Source organism: Polyangiaceae bacterium (assembly GCA_016715885.1).
Classification (GTDB): domain Bacteria; phylum Myxococcota_A; class Polyangia; order Polyangiales; family Polyangiaceae; genus Polyangium.
In genome coordinates this window covers 72,950-95,120 of sequence record JADJXL010000024.1, presented here as the reverse complement: position 1 = coordinate 95,120, position 22,171 = coordinate 72,950, and the positions used below count along the sequence as shown (strand labels likewise).

9 protein-coding genes and 1 pseudogene are annotated in these 22,171 nt (G+C 62.3%); 6 read left to right on the top strand and 4 right to left on the bottom strand.

Features of this window, described 5'->3' with window-relative positions:
• Window positions 1–11: 11 nt before the first annotated feature.
• Genes IPM54_34900 through IPM54_34890 form a run of 3 tightly spaced genes read right to left on the bottom strand, consistent with a single transcriptional unit; the run spans window position 12 to window position 9,049 of the window.
• Window positions 12–3,059, bottom strand: coding sequence for a hypothetical protein (locus IPM54_34900; GenBank protein ID MBK9264958.1), 3,048 nt, complete (start codon window positions 3,057–3,059; stop codon window positions 12–14).
• Window positions 3,056–5,956 (bottom strand): hypothetical protein, encoded by a 2,901-nt coding sequence (locus tag IPM54_34895; protein ID MBK9264957.1) that lies wholly within the window; start codon window positions 5,954–5,956, stop codon window positions 3,056–3,058. The genes IPM54_34900 and IPM54_34895 overlap by 4 nt, the downstream gene beginning before the upstream one ends.
• A 39-nt stretch (window positions 5,957–5,995) precedes the next feature.
• Complete coding sequence (locus IPM54_34890; GenBank protein ID MBK9264956.1) at window positions 5,996–9,049, bottom strand: hypothetical protein; 3,054 nt, start codon at window positions 9,047–9,049, stop codon at window positions 5,996–5,998.
• 159 nt (window positions 9,050–9,208) lie between these two features.
• Here IPM54_34890 and IPM54_34885 point away from each other — a divergent pair, with 159 nt between their 5' ends.
• The 5 genes and pseudogenes from IPM54_34885 to IPM54_34865 all read left to right on the top strand — a co-directional run bounded on the left by IPM54_34885 (window position 9,209) and on the right by IPM54_34865 (window position 18,686).
• Entirely contained in the window at window positions 9,209–10,456 is a 1,248-nt protein-coding gene (locus tag IPM54_34885) for an MBL fold metallo-hydrolase (GenBank protein MBK9264955.1), read from the top strand.
• 44 nt (window positions 10,457–10,500) lie between these two features.
• Window positions 10,501–11,199, top strand: coding sequence for an SOS response-associated peptidase (locus IPM54_34880; GenBank protein MBK9264954.1), 699 nt, complete (start codon window positions 10,501–10,503; stop codon window positions 11,197–11,199).
• A 97-nt stretch (window positions 11,200–11,296) separates the two neighbouring features.
• The gene (locus IPM54_34875; GenBank protein MBK9264953.1) at window positions 11,297–11,782 is read left to right on the top strand and encodes a hypothetical protein; all 486 of its coding nucleotides are present in this window, start codon (window positions 11,297–11,299) and stop codon (window positions 11,780–11,782) included.
• 177 nt (window positions 11,783–11,959) lie between these two features.
• Window positions 11,960–14,869 (top strand): PD-(D/E)XK nuclease family protein, encoded by a 2,910-nt coding sequence (locus IPM54_34870; protein MBK9264952.1) that lies wholly within the window; start codon window positions 11,960–11,962, stop codon window positions 14,867–14,869.
• A pseudogene (locus IPM54_34865) lies at window positions 14,866–18,686 on the top strand (UvrD-helicase domain-containing protein). Before IPM54_34870 ends, IPM54_34865 begins: the two are co-directional and overlap by 4 nt.
• A gap of 163 nt (window positions 18,687–18,849) precedes the next feature.
• On the opposite strand, the gene IPM54_34860 reads toward IPM54_34865, so the two are convergent.
• On the bottom strand, window positions 18,850–20,133 hold the full coding sequence (locus IPM54_34860; protein ID MBK9264951.1) for an EAL domain-containing protein: 1,284 nt from the start codon (window positions 20,131–20,133) through the stop codon (window positions 18,850–18,852).
• Between the two features lie 167 nt (window positions 20,134–20,300).
• Between IPM54_34860 and IPM54_34855 the strand changes: the two genes are divergently transcribed.
• Window positions 20,301–22,124 (top strand): phosphatidylserine/phosphatidylglycerophosphate/cardiolipin synthase family protein, encoded by a 1,824-nt coding sequence (locus tag IPM54_34855; GenBank protein MBK9264950.1) that lies wholly within the window; start codon window positions 20,301–20,303, stop codon window positions 22,122–22,124.
• Window positions 22,125–22,171 lie beyond the last annotated feature (47 nt).

The following is a 22,171-nucleotide window of genomic DNA, read 5'->3' as shown; positions in this document are numbered from 1 at the left end:
AGGTATCACGCCTACTTGCGAACACAGCGTGCTCGAAGCGACTTTCCGCGCTCGTGCACCATCGCGGGGAAGCCGTCAGGACCACCTTCGGAAAAACGAACGACCGCCATGCCTCGAAATGGGAGCTCGAATTCGGTGGCCTCGAGGCACGCGTCCCCGGAACCGACCGTGATGAGGCTCGAGCCAGACAGACCCCCGCGCCCCTCCGAAGGCTCGAACTCCAACACTGCGCCGTCGGGTATCACCATTCGATAATCACGCGGGGTACGCACGCAGGAACGGCCCGTGACGAGCTTCCGCATGTTTCCAACGACGCGCAAAGGACCGACGACCATGCGACCCAGGTCGAGATCGCCCAGCAAAATGTCGCCCGAGCCGGACTGCACGATCGCCAGCGCCAGCACATCCGGCCCCGTTGTCGCACGTCGCGCCAGCGTGAGGCCTGCATGGGTCACGTCTGCAACTTCGTCGATGTCCATGACCTGTCGCGCAGTCGAGCCTTTCACGAGGTGCAATTCGCCGCTTCGAGGGTCGAAAAAGACAAACGTATCACGATCGATCTCCGCCGCGATGGTACCTCTCGGCGCCACGGCAACCGGCTTGCGCTTCGGCCCAGGCGTAAGGTCGAAGCGATGGTTGTCGGCGCGAAAAACGAGACCAACGGGGTTCGTCGCGGTCGAACGGAGCACGGGCACGCCTTCACCCTTGAGGTCGCGAACATCCACGTCTTCGAAGAGCACCTGATGCGGCGGCCGCAGCTCGAACGGTGTGGTTCCAAGCGCCGTCCACTTCCGATCGACCACGCTTCCTACGTTCACCTCGACGCGCGTCTGTGTCGTCACGGCGGACGGAGCAGCCCTGTCGAAGGCGACGCCCGTGTCTTCCACGCGGCAATGGATCTGCTTGATTGGCTTCGGCGGAACCAGCGTGTGCGGATCGAAAACGTTGGCCGTCAAAGCATCCAGGTCGATCGACTCGCCCTCGTTCGCGGATGCGGTTGTTCCGGAAGAACCATCGCCCCAACCAAGCCGCACGAGGCCCCCACCAAGAGCACACCCTGCGATCGAACACCCTTCGATTTCGCCCCCCGCGCTTTCGATGAACTCACCAGGAACGGGAACCGCGACCGGGACAAACGTTTTCCCACCATCGACCGACTCGTAATACTTTGGCCCGTCCTCCGCCTTGGTTCGAGCAACCGCGTAAGGCCCGCTCACCACCACGGTGTCGACGGCATCGGGAAGCGAGTGCTTCGTAAGGGTTCCGTCGGGCTTGATTTGCACGCCAACGATTCGCCCACGCGCCTCGATGCCCGCAGTACCCATCACAGGTCCGTCGTCGGGCACTTCCATGGCCGATCGTTCTTCGTCTTCGGGCCATTGCACCTCCCACCCGTGCACCGATCCGTCTTTTTCATCGAGCCACACGTCGCGGAAGATCGTTCGCACTTTGGGGTCGGATGGCACGTAAGGCACGAAGAAGCTCGAGCTTTTGAAGCCCGTTTCATGCGGGTCGACATGAATGAAGCGCACGCCTTCGGACGCCTTCGTCGTGGGTTTGTCCAGGGATGGTTTGTCGAACAAAACGACGGTCACGTTGCCGTCGTCGTCTGGCAAGAAAAACGCTTTGTCACGGTCGCGTAGTCCCTCGATACGACGCTCGACCCACGTGCCGTCCTTCAAGCGCACACACACCGCAGCTTCGTCACGCGGACCCGGAGGCGGCGGTTCCGGCGTCGTTTCAGGATCGGGCGGAGGTGGCGGAGCATTCGGATCGGGCTCGCCTCCATCTGCGGCTTCATCCGCGGATGCGTACCCGGGAAAGTCACGCACCGTCGGCGGCGTCGAGCCACAACGGCCCAGGAACGCAAAACGTTGCCCCAGTCCCGCGACAAACCCGCTCGGCTCGGGAAACGTCGCCTCGAGCTCCACCGTCGTCGGGGTCCCTCGGAGCGCGAGCAAGTGCGCACCCGACGCATGCGTGCACGCGAGAAACAAGTCCTCGCCAAGCATGATCGGTTGGCAACGTCCGAAGTCGTGTGAACCGAGCGAAAACGGCACATCCTGAATGAATTCGCCCGTCGTTGCCGAAAGGACACGCAGCGACGTTTCGCGCACGAACACGATCCGATTCCCCGGAACGACCGCTCCTACAACGACGGCTTGCCCAAGCTCTGCCGGCGCAAAATTCCGCGTGAGGGCCGGTTCTTCGGGCGGTGCGGACAAACTCTGCGGCGTGAGCGTGAGCGGCAGATGTGCCCACGGATCGAATGGAACGAGCGCTCCCGATGCATTCAGCACGCGCATGTCGCTCGGTTGCCGTCCATCGCGCATGCCCAACCCCTCGCTCGACGTTTCACGGCGAAATACGAGCGCGTCCGAAGGCCCTGGCGTGGGGCCGACAAGCTTCGTTCCGTCGTCGAACCCGAGGGGTCGAAATGTTTTACCTCCGTCGACCGACGCCTCCATGCGCCCGATCGGAGCGGTGCGCACACCGATCTTTCCATCGAGGGAAATCATTTCGGAAAAACGCGCGAGTTCGGTGCGACGAACCTCGAGGGATCGAGGGTTCACTTCGAGCGGCCCGATCTCCGTGCGCAGGACGAACGAATCGAACCAAGGCCGCACGCCGCCCCGCGCGCCGATGTTCGCAAACGGCGTGAGTTTTCCGAGGAACGTAGATGCACGGTAGACGTGCTCGCGGGACCAGATGACGTACCCACCGCCAAGGCGTGAGGGCAACGATCGAAACCCCGCGAGCTCATCGGGAAATGAAGCGGATTCGACGATCGTGCCGCCATCGAGCACGAGCCGTTTTCCCGCAACGATGGCGTTGTCACGCGAGCGAATCGGCGATCCTTCACCCGTTTCGTCGTACATCACGCCCACGGTGTTCATCAGAACAAACCGTGCGGGACGAACGGGCTCGAGGGCTTTCGGTTTTACTGGAGCAACTGCAGCAGGTGTCTTGTCGACGCGAACCTGCTTGGTTTGCGTCACGCAAGCCCCAGCGGCGGCTGCGACGACCATGCTGCCCAGAAAAACCCCGCGGCCTCTCACGGCGACGCTCCTTCGCACACGACTGGCTGCCGGACTTCGGTGCCATACGTGATGATCGCCAACGTTCCTTTGCCTTGATGGGGTTTGTCGAAACGAGCTACGAGCTTTCGCACCGGACCTTGCGCGATGTGAAGCGAAAAGTCGGCTTCGTGCCTTTCGTCGTGCACGCTCATGTCGATCGCATCGAGACACGCTCGGCGGCTCGACCAGCGAATGATCGCCAGGCCCCCATGTTCGGAATCACGAACGCCGGGTAGCCCCTTCGCGGCAAGCCCGATCTCCGAAGTGAACGGGAACAAAACGCGCACGTCGTCCGGCGCTTCCGAGCATTGTGCATCGTTACCGGGTTTCAGTTTGTCGAGCGAAACAAGCGTTTCTTCCGGCCCGAGCGTTCCGCGCGCGGGATCGATGGGCGCGAGAGTTGCGCTGCCCGCCGCATCGATGGCCACGAGCACGGGGGTTTTACCGCGCACGCCCGCCGCGTATTTGTACGGATATATGCCGACGGAGACGTAATGCGTTGCGAGCGGTTCTAGGTTCGTCCCGCGTCGGTTGGTTTTTCCTGAACGATCGGCTGTCAAGGCAGCCGTCGAGATCTTGATCGTGGCTCGACCCCGCGTCGTGTTCGTCGTTTCGGCATGCATGAAAAAAACGCGGCCATCCACCGCGACGCCTACCGTGGGGTCGTCGACACACTCGCCAAACGGCACCGTCAAACCCGCTTCGTCGACGAGCGCTGCGGGGCAACGAGAAAATCGTTCCGCCGCGACGGGCCACGCGGTCGTCCCATCGAGCACGAAACCCAGTCGGATTTCGTAGGACATGCGCTCGTTGCTTTCGAGTCGCGAGAGCGGCACCGATGCGCGTTGCACGGGAGCGGCCAGGTCGAGCAGTGGCACGAAGACAAACTCCGCGTTGCCTGCAAGCGAGTGCGGAACGTTTCGCCACGGGACGTAAAACGCGCCCGCTAACGAGATTCGGCCGGGGGCCATTTGCGGCATGGGGGTCTTGGTAAAACCAAGGCCAAACCCGTCGGAAATTCGGCTCGATGCAGGTGGTCCGGAAAAACGGCAACCAAGACGAACGACGGGAGGAATGCGGCGCGACAACATCGGAGTGTGCTCCACTGCGGTCGGCTCGGGCGGCGTCGCTTGCGTCTGCGCGCCCCAACCGATGCGAAGCAGCGATCCGATTTGGCCTCCCACGGCACTCGCGGCCACCGGTTCCGATTGCCGACCCGGTGGAGGATCGATCGGTTGAAACGATCGTCCAAAGTCGGTCGATTCGAAGTACCGATTGTCATCCGTACGCACGAGGGCAAACCTGCCCGATGCCGCCAAGGTCGACGTTCTCGCAGGTAGCGGGTGTTGCCGCGCGCGGCCGGCAGAATCGATGGTGATGGCCATCTGCCCCGCTGCGCTATGCCCCGACGACAGCCATCCTTCGATGCTGCCATCTGGAAGCACGCGCAGCGCTCGAGAAACCAGCTTCGGGGTTTCGTACATGTACGTGGAGACATCGAGCGGCGGCGCATTTCGCGCCACGCGCACGACGCGCAAGCTCCCGCGCGTTTCGACGCTTGCCACGCCATGAAGGAACGTTCCTGGTACGGCGACGAGCGCAACTGCACCGCCATCCGATCGCGGAATCCACGCGAGGAGATCGGTCGCATCGGCTGCTTCGAGCGTGTGTTCGACCCACGTGCCCGAAGTCGTACGTGCACAAAAGATTGGGCTGCGCTGGGTCGATGCACTCGCAGCCGAAGCGGATGACACCACGTCGACGGGCGGCGCGGGATTTCGCCCATCGCACGAACCGATGAATCCGAGCGCTTCGCCATCGACCGCGACGAACCTGTCCCAAACGACCTCTCGTTCGATGTCAAACGATCGCTCGACTTGCCCGCTACCCGCATCGATGACGCTTGCGCGTCTGCCGACTTCACACACGACGAGCGCGCGGTCGCTCACGGCAACCGGCATGCACGTTTCACCTTCCGAACCAAACCGCAGGATCTCCGTGGCTCGACCCGTCTCGAGACTGACACGTGCAACGAGGCCACCGTCGGCGGCAAGTGCTTCCCCGCTCGGCAAAAGCAGTCCATTCGTCACGGCTGCTTCGAGTGGCGAAGTCGTGCCGTGCTCCGCAGGCCAGCGATCTTCCGGATCCGGCGGAGGTTCGTTGTGCGGTCGGTATTCGAGACGTTTCCCCGCACGGCTGATGCCTTGCGCATTCACGACGAAGAGCTCGTCGGTGCCAGTCGATACGTGCAGATCTCCGCCTGCACGTCCGAGGAGCACTGCGCTGGGTAGCTCGTTCGTCACGTCGCTGAATGTCTTGGCTCCATCGACGGTCAGCCGTGCGTGGCCCAGCGCCGTCAGCACGAGCGCGCGCTCTGTGCTCGAAGCAAACGCGGCCGCGGCGTTCTTGATCTCGAGTTTGTCCACTGCGCAGGTCTCTGCTTGCACGACGAACATGCCGCTCGCGGACATGAGCCCTACTCCGCGGAGCCAATCGAAGGTGCCGTAAACGGCCGTAGGCAAGGTACCGACGGATCGCGCTTTTCCAAGCCATTCTGCCGCGCCGAACACTTCGTTGTCGCGCCAGAAAACGTACCGGCATGGCTCCTTTCCGTGCGCGGACCAAGGGGGCGCATTGTGGGCGCCGTCGAGGTTCGTGGGCTCGTCTGCGACACCAACGATGCGTCGCCCCTGCGTCTCGAAGCGTACGCCGGCAACCCCGCGATGCATGCCCGACTCGGTCGGATCGATCCAGAACGAAGCGTCCTCGACAAACCATTGCGGTGGCTTGGAGGCGGTTGCGACGAGCGGTGGGTTTGTCTTGGGAGGCGTGGCCTTCTGCGCAGTGATTGCTTTTGGCGTAGGCGCACAGCCCAAACCACAAGGCACACGTTGCGACGAGCGGGACCAGCTTCCTCATGGCCCCGAAACCTCGGCCGTTGTCAATCGACAGTCGATGGGCCGGCGCGTTCCTTCGGCGAGAAGCGCTCCGCCCCGACGCTTCTTGCCGCTTGGCCGAAAGCGCACCACCAAGTGATTGTCGTAACGCCAGTCGTAGCCCATGCGTGTCGCGACACCGACATCGATCGCATCGATGCACAAGCGCTCGGCGCTCCATCGAACCAGCATCGATCCGACCCCGCTGAGCTCGATGCCCGCGGCCGCAATTGCTTTGACGTCAAACCATGACGTTGGATCGAGCGGGACGAGGACGTTCCATCCGCGCTCTTTCTTGCAACGCGGGTCGTCGCCCATCGTTGCCGTCGTCCACGATGCAAGCGGCGAGAAGTCGCCAAACGCTCGTGCAGTACCATCGAGCTCCGAGACTGCGGCAATGCGCGGCGGAGAACCTTCCCACACGACCAGCCCGACCGTGCCGTCGTCACGCCGTGCAAGAGCCATCGGCTTGCGGGAGGACGAGTCACGCTCCTGCGCGAGGAATACCGGAGCGCGCTGCGTCCCGATGCCATGTTCCTCGAGCGCCATGCGGCGTCGAATATCTCCCAAAATGAGCGCTTGATTCGGAGCCAGCAGCAACCCTGGTGTCGTACGCCCGTCGTCGGGCATGTACCTGCGCGCTTCGAAAAGTGGCAGCGGCGTGAGCGCTTCGCCCGACACGACGAGCTCGTGTTTGTCCGAGATGATGAGCAGCCCCACGTCGCCGTCTTTGCCGAGCAGCGGGATCACCCCCAAGCGACGCACGTTGTCGAGCTCCGAGCTCGTCGCATCGAGGCGTTTGGGCAGGGCGTCCGGATCGAACGGCGCTCGAAAAAGCAACGATTGCGTCCTCGTCGTGGGACGCGCGGGTTTCGCTCGAGGTGCGACGGCATCCGGCGGATCACCGTCGATGTGGGGCGCGCGTTGCGGCGGCGCATCGGGGACGTTTTCGACTTCGCGTACGAGCGAGATCGCATCACCCGTCCCAGTCAACCACGCAAGACGCGATGTTTTGTGCAGCAACGAGTCATCGACGACCTCGGGTGTTCCCATGCGCGAGCACTCGAGACGTAGAGCAGGGGAGGGCGGCGCTTCTGCGTCGAGTCTTGCGCTGCGCACCGTAGGGTTTGTCGCAGGCGTACCCCATCCAACGCGCGTGATGGACCCGATCACGCATCCCAGCACGGAGCAGTAGCCTCCAAAGCCCGAGGAAGGCAGCGGCGACGAACCTCCAGAACGATACGTGCGACCGTGATCGAGCGTTTCGGCGAGCGTTCCGTCATCGAGCAGCGCCAAGCCATACGTGCCCGTAGCAATCATCGTCACGACACGCGCTGGAGGCGCAAACATCGTGATGTTGCCACGACGGTCGATGACCACGCCGGCGTGAAGCCCAGCGCTCGGATCGGTGCTGTTGGCCGCGGAAAACCACGCCTGAACGGACCCATCGTCGTGCGCATGCAGCCTGCGATCGACGAGCGGTCCTGCCGGCGCTCGACCCATGGATCCGTACGGGTTCCACGTGGGTCGTACCAGGGAAAACCCACCGACTTCTCGAGGAATTCGCACGATTCGCACGCCGCCTTGCGTCGACACTCGCTTCGGATCGTTCGTCGGATCGGGCAGCAGCACCGATTCGTTTTTCATGACGAGCGCCACTGCATTGCCATCGCGCTTCGGAACCCATGCCTGCAACTGCTCGTCGGCTTCGATGTCGACGTCGTGTTCGATCCAGTCGTTTGGGCCGCGACGCACGCAAAACTTCGGCGTGATGCGGCTCATTTCGTTGCCCATCTCCATGCGCGACGAATCGTTCGGGTCCATGTACCGTGGCGACAAACCGCACGAGCCGACAAACCCCAACGCGCCGTGCTCGTCGGCAACGTAGAACCCGTCGTCACTGAAGGCTCGCTCGACCACGGGAGGCCACTTGCCGCGCTCGGCGCGTAGCACGTACGAGCCGTACCCCTGGTACACGTCCCACCCGCAAATGAAGAGCGGCTCGGAAAAACCACCGACGGCCGAGCAAGACAAACCCGCTTGAGGCCAATCGGTGATCGAGCGGGAAAGCTCGGCCGTCGCGAGATCCACCTCGCCCATCGCGCCGGTCGCAAACGCCACGGCATGTCGTTCGTCCGTGCGCGCTCCCCCTATCACAGCAGCTTGAACCGGAGCGATCTCACGCCAGGTCCACCATGCATTCGTGTTTTCGGCGCGCGATCCGCGAAAAATCGTCGAATAATTCGATCCTCTGCGTGCCCCGACAAACACCGTTTCGAGTGGACCGAAGTCGCCGTCGGCGCCCAGGCGCAGCCTTCCTTGCCACGTCGCCACGCTGAGCGAGTCGGGTTCGACGAGCAGTTGCTTGAGCGAAATTCCGGCCGTGCCAGATGCATCGCGCCAAGTTTTGCCGCCGTCGATCGTCGAGTAGACCGATCCGAGCAGGTTCGTGCGGACGGCACGTTTGTCGTCCAGGGCGGCGAAATCCACGAGGCCCACGAAGGGCGGTGCTTCGACCTTCGTTCCTACGAGTTTTGCGTTCGAGTTGTCTCCGAAGACGATGACGCCATCGAGGCCGTTACGCGCGCCGCGAATGGTTTCGGTTCCGAGCGTGCTTTTGGTCGCGACGGGCCGCAGGGGTCCAGTGAACGTTTCGGAGCGAAACAATTCTTTTCTGCTCCAATGAACGAATCCACCTCCCAGGTGCGGGGCGACTTCCAATGCGCCGATGAGCGGCTCACTCTTCAGTTCGGTATCGATGTCCCAAGCAGCCGCGAAAACCTCGCCGTTCGTTGGGGACACTTCGAGCCGCACGCCGCTGCTGATCAGGCGATCGCGGTCTGCCGTGTGACTGACCCAAAATGCTTCGTCGATGGCGGTGTGAAAGAGCCGCGGTGGTCCTTCGGGCGGCAAATCCAGACGCGCACTTGCTGGAGGGCGCGTGAGTTGCGGCGCGACCTTCGATGGTTGCTCGGTCGGCGAGCACGATGCGAGCGCGAGCGCGGAGACCATTCCGAGAAGGCCGTTTTTCACGACATGGCAAGAGCTCGGACATCGGCCCAGCATCGAAGATCGAAAGGACGCTAGCGCCGACGGGCGGCGACTCCCAACGGTTTTGTGAGAAATAGGTGCTTCCGGATAGGTCGAAAGCTGATAGAAGTTTGCATCGAGGAGAGAAAAACTCGATGGGACGTGTCACCGCGATGGGACCTTGCCGAGAATGCTTGGAACGGGGATCTGGGCGATTACAACGTGCATCCGGCCATGTCGTTCGGCGGTCATGAGGACATGGGGGATGGGATTGGATTCGTATCGGCATTTGCGAACGTGACCGTCGTCGAGACCAAGGATGGTCTCGTGCTCATTGACACGTCGAGTCCCTTTTTTGCGGGTATGGTGCATTCTGCGGTGCGTGAGATGTCCGCGGCGCCCGTGCGCGCGGCGGTGTATACGCATGGCCATGTGGACCACGTGTTTGGCATATTGGCATTCGATGCCGAAGCGAAGGCAAAGGGGTTGCCGCTGCCCGAAGTCATTGCGCACGAAAATGTGCGCGCTCGGTTTGCCAGGTATTTGTTGACGAACGGCTACAATGGTCGCATCAATCAGCGGCAATTCAATCTGCCTGCGCCGATTTTCCCGGACTCGTTTCGTGATCCGGACATGGTGTATCGCGACGATTTCGTCCTCGAAATTGGCGGCGTGCGTTTCGAATTGTATCACGACCTCGGGGAAACCGACGATCATACGTGGGTGTACATTCCCGAAAAACGGGCGCTTTGCACGGGTGATTTGTTCATTTGGGCGTCGCCGAATTGTGGTAATCCTCAAAAGGCGCAGCGGTATCCGCGTGAATGGGCGGCGGCATTGCGGAAAATGGATCAGCTCGGCGCGGAAAAACTGTTTCCCGGGCACGGCCCCCCGATAATCGGCGCGCATCGCGTGAAGCAAGCCTTGACGGATACCGCAGCGCTCTTGGAAGACCTCGTGGGACAAACGCTCGATTACATGAATCAAGGTGCCCCGCTCGACGAGGTTTTGGCGAGCGTCGTCCCGAACAAAAGGCTGCTCGAACGGCCGTATCTGCGACCCATCTATGACGATCCCGAATTCATCGTGCGAAACATTTGGCGGCTTTATGGTGGCTGGTACGATGGCAATCCTGCGCATTTGAAGCCGGCGCGCGAAGCCGACTTGGCGCGGGTGATCGTGGAGATGGCGGGAGGCGCCGAGCAGCTTGCGGCACGGGCGCTCGTGCTTGCCAATCAGGGCAGCTTGCGCGTGGCGACGGAGCTCGTCGAAATGGCCTATCGCGCGGCACCGAAAGATGAAGCCGTACGTATGGTTCGTGCGACCATTTACGACAAACGTGCCGAGGGTGAAACGAGCCTCATGGCGAAGGCCATTTTCGGCTCGGCTGCTCGGCAAAGCCGCGAGTGAGTCGTTGGGCGATGGTTTGAAATTGTGGTAAGTTCCCGACCAGCATGTGTGGACGTTATACCCTGACCAACGTCGCGCCGAATTTGCTCGCCAGCATGTTTGGCATTCCCGAGCTCGAAATTCCCGAGCTCTCCGCGCGATTCAACATTGCGCCCACGCAAAACGTCCCGATCGTCCGAGTGCTCGCAAAAGCTGCGCCGCCCAAAATGGATGTCGTTCGCTGGGGGCTCGTGCCGTCGTGGGCCGATGACGTGTCCATCGGCAATCGCATGATCAATGCCCGCAGTGAAACGGTTGCCGAAAAACCTGCATTCCGGTCGAGCTTCAAATCGAAGCGATGCATCGTGCCCGCCGATGGTTTTTTCGAGTGGAAAAAGACCGGGGGCAAAAAACAGCCGTATTGGATTCATCGCCGCGACAACGCACCCATGGGATTCGCCGGACTTTGGGCTCGATGGAAAGGCGTTGCGTCCGATGGACAACCCGTCGAGCTCGATACATTCACCATTCTCACGACCGACCCGCATCCCATCGTGGCGCCCATTCACGACCGAATGCCCGCCATTTTATCTCGCGATTCGTATGCAACGTGGCTCGACCCTGAAGAACACCGCCCCGATGTACTCTTGCCACTGATTCACCACCGAAACGGCGAGGATCTGGTGACCACGCCCGTTGCGCCGCGGGTCAACAATCCCTACAACGAAGGCCCGGCAAATGTGCAGCCCGTGTCCGCTCTATGAGGCGGCTCGACTGGCTTCACGCTGCGACGCGTCGTATCATCGAGGTGCTGGGGGGACGTACCGTCCCGCGTAGCAGCGGTTGAGGAAAGGCGCGGACATGCGTGATCCTGTAGCGCATCGAGGTGATTACGTGACAGGGGTACCTTCGACTCGCATGGGCCCGCGTGAAATCTTTCGCAATCCGTACGCGGTCTTGCGACACGACCTCGGCCGCCGATTGCTCGTCCTCACGCGCATTCCTACGCAATATCCCAGCATCGACGCTTTGCGCGAAACGTTCCACGACTTGGACGAGGCCGTTGCGCATCTTCCCCGCCAGCGGACGGTCCTGTTCATCGATTCACGCCGCGCACCAGCACGCAACGATCCCGAATTCGAGGCTGAATTCGGTCGCTTGCGAAAACACTTCCTTCGAGATTTTCAGAAAATTGCCATCATCGTTCAGACCGCGGTCGGCGTTCTCCAAGTGTCCCGACATATGCGCGTTGATGAATTGACCGTGGGCGTCTTCACGGAGGCCAGCGAAGCTTTGGCATACCTTGGCCTGAGCTTGCCGGCGGAATACATCGATCATCTGGAATGAACGTCGCCCCGGAATCCGCAGCGTAAAACTCTTGCAGCGCCTGGCCGTGACTGCCAGAACGCTCGCGCCCTGTTTCTCGCTCCGACCGATCGCCACGTCGAAATTGCGCTCGCCTTGCCCGGGGGATCCAGGCGCGGGGCGAGGACTCTGCGGGCTTTCGTCCAGGGCGCGCTCGCGATGATGGAGCCGGATCTGGGCTGGGCGACGAGCGCGATGACCAGGCTCGTCGTTCGCGCAGCGCTCGAAGCCGCACCCATCGCAGGCGTGACGCTGCCCGACGAGCCTGCCGAACGCGTGGCCTTTGCCAATGTCGTCGACTCGGCCATCGGAACGCTGCGCCGCGCGGGATGCCGACCTGATCATTTGTTTGGGGCCGAAGGATCGGAAGCCGCGCTGCTCGGTGAAGTCATGCGCCGAGCCGATGCACTGCTGGCCACTCGAAGCCTCGTCGATTCGCGCGGCGGTGGGTTTGTCCTGTCACGCGCGCTCAGGCGTAGCCCTTGTGATGCGTTGCTCGAAGGTTTGTCCGCGCACGACATCACCGTCTCCGGGATGCTCGGTTTCGAAGCCGATGATCTGTCGTGGCTCGAAGCTCTGCATGGTCGAGCGCGTGAAGCAGGCGGTCGGGGTTTGGTCGTCGAGCTGCCACTTCTTGCGGGTTCGTCGCTGTTTGCCCCCGCAGAAGGCGATGAAGAAGCGATCGGTGACGTCGCCACGATCCTCGAGAAACGCTGGTCCGAATCGACGCATGGACCGACGATCGATTGGACGACGCTGTCGGATACTCCTGCTCGGCGGGTGCTTCGTGCAGGTGGTGCCGATGGCGAAGCGCGCGGTGTTGCAGCGGAAATCCTCGCGGCGCTTGGGAGTGGGCTTCCTCCCGAGACCATCGCGATCGTCGTTCCTTCCTTGGATGACGCGACGCTGGATCCTTTGCGCGCAGCGCTTGGTGATGCGCGAATTCCTTTTCACGAACCGCGAGGACCATCGCCCGATGCATCTCCCGAAGGTCGAGCGGCGCTGAGTTTGCTCGCGCTTGCTGCGGGACCGATTGCGCGCGAGCGCGTGATCGATCTGTTGCGTGCGCCGGGATTGCATGCGGGGCTCTGGGTCGAAGAACGACACGAACGTGACGCCGAGGCGAAAGCGGCACTGTTGGCGCATCGGCTGCGTGATGTTCCCGTGGAGATCGATCGAACGGGAAGTCTGCTCGTCGAAGGGTTGCGCACGACGATCACGACGGGAGGACATGCGGACGAGGCATGGATGCCCGCGGCGCTCGAACGGCTTCTCGCGGACGTTGCGCTCGTTGCGAATGGGAAAAACCGCGGTGAGATCGGCAGCGCTTTCGGCGCGCTTTGCGACAAACTCGATCTTGGGATGCCATCCATTCTGGAGCTTGGGATGGCACTTCGCGTCGAAGCTTTGCGTGGACGATCGCTTGCACTCAAAGCAATTGGCGAAGGACAAGCCGCGGTGCGTGCGATTCGAGATGCTGCGCGCGCCGTCGTCGATGCTGCCGCGATCCTTGGATACGACAGTGCGCCCGCGACGGTCGCGGAGTTTTACGCCGAGGTGCGGCGTGCGGGGGCGCTGCAAGGACGCGCCGATGGTGGCGGAAGTCGCGCAAGTGCCGTGCGCGTTGCACGGCCGGGGGAGCTTTGCGGAATTCGGCACGAGATGCTCATCGTGACGGGTTTGTCCGCGGGCGCGTACGGCCCTGAATCGGACGCGACGCTCATCAGTGAAAGGCTGCGCTCATCGCTTCCGCCCATCGCGCGGCCTCCATCGGCGCGTGAACGCGACAGGGTTCGTCGTTCCGAACTGGCGTGGGCCATGGGCGCTGCGAGGCAAGTGGTGCTTTCGGTTTCGGCCGCTGAGGAAAACGGCGTCGAGCATCCGATCATCGCGCGTGCGCGTCGTGCGGGTGTGCCCGAACGCGTGGAGCCTCAGTCGCGTGTTTCGCGTGCAGCTTCACGCATCGATGCGCGAGGTTCCGAGCTGGTTGCGCTGTCGGCCGGGACGTTGCCTGCGCCGCTGATCGCTGATCGCGTCGCGATCGAGCGGTCACGGCTTGCGTTTTTCTTGGATCCGCGTGCATCGGCGGGGCCGTTCACGGGGCGCATCGAAACGGTGGACGCGGCGGTGGCCGAGCACGTTCGAGCGTGCGTGGGTGGAGGTTTGCCCGCGAAGCCGATTGGTGTGACGCACATCGAAAAGGCGGCGAGTTGCGCGTTTGCCGGGTTTGCCCGTCGCGTGTGGCGTACGCGCAAAGTCGAAGATGCTCTCGAAGCGGCGGACCCTCGCGAGCGTGGAACGCATGTGCATGCAGCGGCTGCGGCGGCATTTCAGGCGGCATGGGAGGCGGGCGGTCGAACGAACGTGCGCAGGGCGCTGCAAGCTGCGCGAGATGCGGCGATTCGCGCGGTGGGGGCCGATGCAGAAGCAACGCCGCTGCGGCGCGAGCTGCTCATGGGTGCAGTCGACGTTGCGATGGGGTTCGTCGCGCATGGACTTCGCGAAGTAGGGTTTTCCTTTGCATTCGCGGAACAACCCTTTGGGCCTTCGGTGGGTGGCGTGTGGGACGCGTTGCGGCTCGATCGCCCAGCGGATGGGGACGACGAGCGCACGGCGGAAGTGCCTGGATCCGAAGGACCCGTGTTCGTTGAAGGCAAGATCGATCGCATCGACAAGGCTGATGGTAAGCAGGCGGTACGCGTCGTGGACTACAAGACAGGACAAGTGCCCCGACAAACCGAGCAAGGAACGTTGCACCTCCAACTACCTCTGTATGCGGCCGTTGCGGCGCGTGCTACGGGGGCGGAAGAAATCCAGGCGTTGTATTTGGGTGCGGACAAACGAGGTGCGATCAAGGCTTCGCCTGCGCGTGAGGGTGATCGGCGTGCGGTTGCGGACAAACGCGAAGATGCTGCAAGAACGGCGAGGCGCGTGATTTTGCAACTGTGGGCGGGTCACATCGAACCGCGTCCCGTTGCGAGCTCGATGTGCGAGCGGTGTGATGCGCGCGATGTTTGTCGAAGGCCCGCGGTCGTACCGGAAGACGGCGACGAGGAGGCGGGCGGATGAGTTTTGTTTTGCCGCCCGAAGATGCGCTTTTGTACGCATTTCGTCGCAACATCGTCGTTGCGGCGAGTGCGGGTACGGGCAAGACGTACCGGCTGACGGCGCTGTACGTGCTGCTTTCGCTCGGTTTGACGTCGATGGGGCAATCCGGGGACGAACCGCTGGAGCCAATCTCGCCCGAGCGGATTGTCGCGACGACGTTTTCCCGCGCAGCGGCGCAAGAAATTGCGGCCCGCGTGCAGGCGGCGCTCACGGGTATCGCGTCGTGGGATGAGCAGGACAAACCTCCCGAGCTTGCCGAGGTCATTGCTGCGCGGCGCGCCGTTTTGCGGGATCCGCCAGCTTTGCCGGAAATTCGGCGGCGAGCTGCGGATGCGCTCAGCCGTGCGGCGGGAGCGCGTATCGACACGCTGCACGGTTTGGCGCAGCAGGTTGTCCGGACGCACGCCTTGGTGCTCGGCGTCGATCCGGAAGCTCGCGTGGTGGACGAAGACGAAGCGCAGGCGTTTGCGGACTTGGCCGTCGACGAGGCGCTCGGCGCGGCGCTCGAAGCGGGTGGACAGCGCGCGGATGCGGCAAGGGCGCTCGTAGCGGCAGCGGGAGGCGTTTGGGGCGCGCGCAGGCAAGTGGCGCGCCTGTGCGACAGGCTCGACGAGGAAGGGCTGTTGCCGTCCGAATTGCTGCTTGCGGAGCACGCGGAAGGCGCGCGGGATTTGCGTCGTTCGATCGACGAAATGGTAAAGCTTTGCCGCGATGGTGGTGTGCGCACCAAGGACGCGGCGGATGCGCTTGCTACGGCGCTTTCTGCCGCGGATCCGTCCGTTCTTTTGCCGTCGGGGACAGAAGGGCAGCTTCGCGCGTTTTTCGAGGTATCGCTGCGAGGAAAAACCAGCGATGCGGACAAGGCATTTGGTGCATTTCGCGAGCAGTTCGCGGGCACTTCGAATGCCGATCGCGCGTCGGGCGTGATTGCGCTTTTGCGCGAAGGGCTGCAATTGTCGGTGCGTGAGCGGGCCATTGTGGGGCTGCTCGAAGATGCGCGGGCGCGCCTGGCTGCAATGAGGCGGCGCGAAGGCGTGCTCGGATTCGGTGACATGCTGCGCATTGCGCGGGATGGATTGCGCGATCGACCAGAGGTGGCGGCTTCGGTGCGTGATTCCATCGATGCACTGCTCGTGGACGAATTTCAGGATACGAGCCGTGCGCAGCGGGACATCGTGTATCTTTTGCGCGAACGCCAGGACAGTGGACGCGTATCGGGGCGGGCGCCGGTTGCCGATGAATTGAAGGCGAGCGGTCTATTTCTCGTCGGCGATCGAAAACAATCCATTTATGGATTTCGCGGCGCGGACGTGGCCGTTTTCTCGCGCATCACGGGCGAGCTTTGTGGACCTTTGGCGCAACGAGCGCTCGCGCTTGCGCCCGAGATTTGCGCGCCGATCGCTCGAGCGGACCTCGTGGCATTGCGCGAAAGCCGGCGTAGCGGCGGGAACATCCTCTCGTTCGTCAATGCGTTCTCCGCACATGATTTTCGAGCTGAAAGTGGCGAGCATCCGCGCGATTTCGAGGTCGTGTATGGACCGGCGGATCACTTGGTTCCCATCGCTTCGGCGGCGGATCAAGGGGACGTGGTCCTCATCGAGGACGACGGGGGATGCCCTCCGGATGCGGAACCCGTGGTGCGAGGTGCGACGCGATCGATGCGCGAGGCGTTTGTCGCGGCCGCTTTCACGTCCAAGCAAGTCCGTTCGGGGGCGTGCGCGTTTCGTGACATCGCGATTCTTGCGCGCCGGCGTCGCACGTTGCCGCTTCTCGAGCTTGCGCTCGCGCGGCTCGACATACCGCACGTCGTCGCGGGCCGCGCGTTGTACGACACCGCGGAAGTGCGCGACGTTGCGGCTGTTTTGCGGCTGCTCGTCGACAGGCGCGACAGGCTTGCGCTCGCGACCGTGCTGCGTGGGCCCGCGGTAGGTTTGTCCGATACGGGGCTCGCGTGGCTCGCCGTTCCGGGGCTTGGTTTGTCGCTGCCGCTCGAGCGTTCGGACGCACCGCGCCTGTTGCCGTCGCATCCTGGTTGGCCGCACCTCGGGCCTGCGGACAGAACGCGGCTCGAAGACTTCGTGCGGCGGTTTGTCGAATTGCGACGCGCGGCCATGCGACTGCATCCGGGGAAGCCATTCGAGCGGCCGTTTCGGCGTTCGACCTCGATCGCGTGTTCGCCGCGATGCCTCGCCCTGAAATGCGCATTGGCAACGTCGATCGGTTGCTCGGTGTGGCGCGTCGTCGCGGCGGCACGTTGCCGGGGTTTGTCCGATGGCTCGACCGGCGAATGCGCGAAGATACGGACGATCGAGAAGACGCGACGTTTGCCGAAGAAGAGGACGCGGTTCGTCTGCTGACCATTCACGCAAGCAAGGGCCTCGACTTTCCCGTGGTTATCGTCGTCGACCTGGATGCTGGGATTTCGCCGCGGCCCATGGGCGTACAAATTGCGTCGATTGGCGGGGACAAACCGACGCTCGTGCTTAGACACTCGTCGACGCGACCGGATCCGCTGTCGGAGTCGGCGCTCGAGACGCTCGAAGCGGGCGAGATTCCGGCGCGGGAGACGCTTCGTACTGCCGCTTTGCGGCTCGCCGACGCGACGAACCGTGCACGGGAATTGTCCGAACGACAGCGCCTTACCTACGTCGCATTGACGCGCCCCAAACGAATGCTCGCGCTCGTCGGCGTGCCAAAGCCCGCGGAGGGCAGCCGTCGCTCGAAGGGAGGTTCGGCGTTCGAATCGCTCGAGCTGGGTTTGTCCGACTCGCAGATCAAGGGGGCCATCACCACGAATCTCCGCGCATCGGACTTGCTCGCCGATCCGGACGCGCAGCCGCGTGACCCTCGGCGCGGTATCGCGACGCTGACGGGCCCGGCGCCTCATTGGCCCGAAGAACCTCCCACGCGCACGATTGCCATCGCCACGACGCCCTTGTCGCTTTTTCAAGGGTGCCCGCGGCGTTTCCGTCTGCGCCAACTGCTCGGCTTCGACGAACCCTTGAGCACAGGGTGGGTGGACTTGCCCGGCGCGCCTCCAGCGGATGGTTTGTCCACGGACGTACCGGTGCTCGAACCTGTCGATCTCGACCCGCGCATTCGAGGTCTCGCGGCCCACGGAGTGCTCGAGCGATGGCCGCGAGAAGCGTTCGGCAAACCGACGGATACGGCGGACGTGGCGCGGCGGCTTGCGCTGGCAGGATTGCGCCCGGACGTACCCGAAGCGTCACGTATTGCCGAAGGAATCGCGCGATTTTTGGATGGTCCGTACGCGCGGACGATTCGTGCACAAGGCTTGCGCTTGCTGCGTGAGGAGCCGTTCGTTTTGACGATCGGTTTGTCCCCGGCGCCCGATGGTTCACCACGCGTGCTTGGCCTGCGTGGTGCCGTTGATTTCGTCGTGTTCCGTCCAGATGGAACGGTTGACGTCATCGACTACAAGCTGTCGCGGCCGCGGTCGGATCTGAGTGGCTACGCATTTCAGCTTCATGCGTATGCGTTGAGCATGGTACGTCGGGAGCCTGAACGGCGTATTCGCGCGGGTGTGCTGTTTTTGGCAGGATCGTCGGCGGAGCCCGTCTTTTTGGAGGCGCAGGGCGCTGACGGCACGATTTCCGACGCGGAGCACGACGCTTTTTGCCAGCATCTTGCGGATTTGGGCGAACGATTTGCCGAATCGCGCTGGGCTGATCGATTCGATCCGGTGCCGCTCGATCGCTGTCGCAAGCTTCGATGCGGGTTTGTCGGAGCGTGTTATGGCCCCGAGGCTTCAGTTTGAAATAAGGTTGATTCGGGGGGTATGGGGGGGCCGAGCCTCGCCCTGTTTTTGTGCGAAGCGCAAAAACACCGGGAGGCGAGCCTCGGCCCCCCCATCGTAAACTAGGCCTCGCGCAGCGCGCGTCCCACGCGCGCGAAGCGAGCGTCCAAATCCAGGCCTGGCTTCAAACCAGATGCCCGTCAGCGAGGGCGCGCATGAGAGCCGGAATCGAAACCATGCCCAAATAATGCCCCGCCTGCTCGACGATCACCGGGTCGTACGCGCGTGATTCGTCACGCGATCCTGCAAGGCGCACCGCCACTTCGATGCTCGTGTTCGCGTCGAGCCGCAGTGGATGCGGATCCATCAATTCCGACGCGCGCCGGCCGCCTCGATGTGCGTGTGCCATTTCCGCAAACAGTCGCTCGCGCGACAAAAGGCCGATGGCTCGTCCGTGAGAATCGACGACCGCCAGAGCCGTGTACGAAACCTTGCGTCGAAGCAAACTCGCAACTTCTTCCGTCACCATGCTCTGGTGCATCGCGGGGTGGGATTGCGCGATGGTACCCAGCGTTCGCGTTGGGAAGCTCGTCCGACTCGTCGTCTGCGCGATGCCTTTTACCGTTTCTTGCACGTGCGGCGGCAAACCCCCGAGCTCGGGCGTTGGTCGCGCAAAAAAGTAGCCTTGGCCAAACTCGATGTTGCACGCGACGAGCGCCGCGAGATCTTGTTCGTCTTCGATCCCCTCCGCGATCACCTGCATTCCTGCGCGAGCTCCAAAGTCCGCGATTGCGCGCAGAAGGTGCATGCGCATCGGATCGATGGCCACATGCCGCACGAGATTCTTGTCAATCTTCAAATAGTGCGGTCTTACGCGCAAAAGGGCAGAAAGCGACGCATACCCGGCGCCCACGTCGTCGAGCGCAATTCGAAAACCTTGGTCGGTGTAGTGTCGAACGATTCGCTCGAGCCGTTCGCTGTCGAGCACCGCGCCGCTCTCGGTCAGCTCGAGGACGATGCGAGTTGGCGCGACGCCGTGTTCCTCGAGCACGTGTCGGGTAAAACCTGCGCTGAAAGCCGGATCGTCGATCACACGGGGATCGATGTTCAGGAAAAACGTTCCATCTGCACCTGCACGGGCAAACGTTTGGATGCCGATCTCGCGAAAACGATGATCCAGCGCAAGCAGTTTTCCCTGGGCGTGCGCAATCTCGATGAGCGCCGCGGGACCGTTTACCCCATGCGCTCGCGCATCGACGGCGCCGGGACCGATGCGTCCCAGGACTTCGCGCCCGATGATTTCCGCCGTATGGAGGTTGATGATGGGCTGAAACGCGACGTGCAGATGATCGCTCTGCAAGAGATCATCGAGCCACGTGCCCGACTTGGCGACCGCCCCGGAACCAGGCGGGATCGTGCCGGGGACGTCCAATTGTTGCGCCCCCGCGCTGTGATCGCTCGCCTTCATTTTTCGCAATCTCCTCTTCTCTTCATAATACAAAGTCGGCGGCGCTTGAAGCCATTCCTTCGATTCTAGTTTCCACCCGCAAATGGTGTGAAACGTATTTCGCAGATGTAGCCGCTTTGCGACGCCGAGGGCTTTCGAGCCTGCTCGGTTGGCTTTACACGTTCCAGGTGGGGCGAACGACCATTGATTTCGAACTGCGCGTTCAGACGCCGCACGGAGCGGCTGTCCAGGGGGCATTTGTCCGGGTCGTCGGACCTTCCGGGACGCTTCATGGCCGCGAGATTGGGGCGGGAACGCACCGATTTCGCCTGACGCAGCGTGGCGAATACGAAATCCAAGTCGAAGATCACAAAAAAGCCTTCGATTGCGAAACCTATCGAGGAATTCTACATATTTCACCATCCGAACGAAAGTGCCAGGTCGTTCGAGAATTTTTACCTGCCCCTTCGCACGCACATGCTGCATCGGGGCACGAGGTGGAACGAAGGCGCGGAGTCCACCTCGTATCGGCGGATGCCGAGCGTCAATTGATTGACGTGATTCTCGACTATCGTTGGTTCACACATATCGGATTTCCGCCGACGCTTGGTAACCGTGTGGAGCTGCTCGTCGATGGTGAGGAGGGGTGGGGGGCGGTTGCGCGTACCATTGAAAAGGCCGAGCAATCCATTCGAATTGCAACGTGGGTGTACGATCCGAGAATGGAGCTTTTGCGTCCGGACCCGCTGGCCGATCCGGCTGCACGGGTGCCGTACACGATTCATCGCATGCTCGGGCAACGTGCAGCGGACGGCGTGCTCGTGCAGCTCCTCCTTTGGGATCCTCCGCTTTTGCCAATGCCGCGTGAAACGTTTGCAGTGGCGGGGATGGGTGACGACTTTTTCGAGGTATTGTCCGAGAAAAACCCGACGCCGGTGCCCGTGTTCGATGAAAGACTCGAATTGCCCAATTTGCTCCTCGGCGGATTGCCCATCGGTTCCTACCATCAAAAGACCGTCGTCATCGATGGACGCATCGGATATTGCGGAGGCATGAATTTGAAGCAAAACGACTGGGACACGCGCCTCCATCGAATATTCGACCCTGCTCGTTGTCGGTTTTCACGCCCGCGGGCTTATCGCAAACGAGTATTCGACTCATTGGCAAGCGCGGATCACCCGCCGCGACACGATTTCATGGCGCGCATCGAAGGCCCCAGCGTTGCACATCTCGAGGACAACTTTCGGCAGCGCTGGAATCGTCTCATCGAAAAAGGGGTGGAGCATGCGGAGCATTCGACGAAAGTACCGAAACCGCCGCAATGCGCTCCCGTCGGTTCGTCCGCGGTGCAGGTGGTTCGCACGATGCCCGCGCCATTCGAAGAACGAGGCATTTTGGACGTGTGGCTGCGCGCCATTGCCGCCGCAAAACGGCTCATCTATGTCGAAGATCAATACTTCCGTTCGGTCATCGTGAGTCGCGCCATTGCGGAAGCCGTCCAGAAAAACCCGCGATTGTCGGTGCTGGTGATTACCAACGAGGCACATGCCAATCGTCCCATCACCGGACAATGGAATCGAGTTTGTTTTGATATCATTCGCGACGCGCTCCCGGATTTCGAGCTCTACGCACTCCATTCTGCCGGCGTGGATTGTCGGGAAAAACGTTGCGATCTTCGGATAGACAACCACGGCAAGCTGCTCATCGTCGACGACGAATTTCTGATGGTGGGTAGCTGCAACGTGAATGATCGGGGATTCGAATACGAGGGTGAATGCAACTTGGCGATTGTGGATCGCGCGTTCGTTGCGCCCTGCCGGCTCGACCTTTTCCGGGATTGTCTCGACCAGGATCCGCGTCTTGGCCGCAGCATCGAAGAAGACGTCGTCGTATTCCGCGAACACGCGGCGGCAAACGCGAAGAACCCGCCTCTGCATCGTGAGCACCCGTTCATCGTGCCTTTCGTGCCGCGGCCAAGGAATGCGGGTATCTTTGGTCGTCGGGTCTTCTGACGATTCGCACCTACATGTTTCTGCTACTTGACGGCGGCTCGAGGTTC

Bases quoted from the DNA above. Each gene is read 5' to 3' on its own strand.
- IPM54_34875 (MBK9264953.1), top strand. From the start codon at position 11,297: ATGCGTGATCCTGTAGCGCATCGAGGTGATTACGTGACAGGGGTACCT.
- IPM54_34860 (MBK9264951.1), bottom strand. From the start codon at position 20,133: ATGAAGGCGAGCGATCACAGCGCGGGGGCGCAACAATTGGACGTCCCC.
- IPM54_34880 (MBK9264954.1), top strand. From the start codon at position 10,501: ATGTGTGGACGTTATACCCTGACCAACGTCGCGCCGAATTTGCTCGCC.
- IPM54_34870 (MBK9264952.1), top strand. From the start codon at position 11,960: ATGATGGAGCCGGATCTGGGCTGGGCGACGAGCGCGATGACCAGGCTC.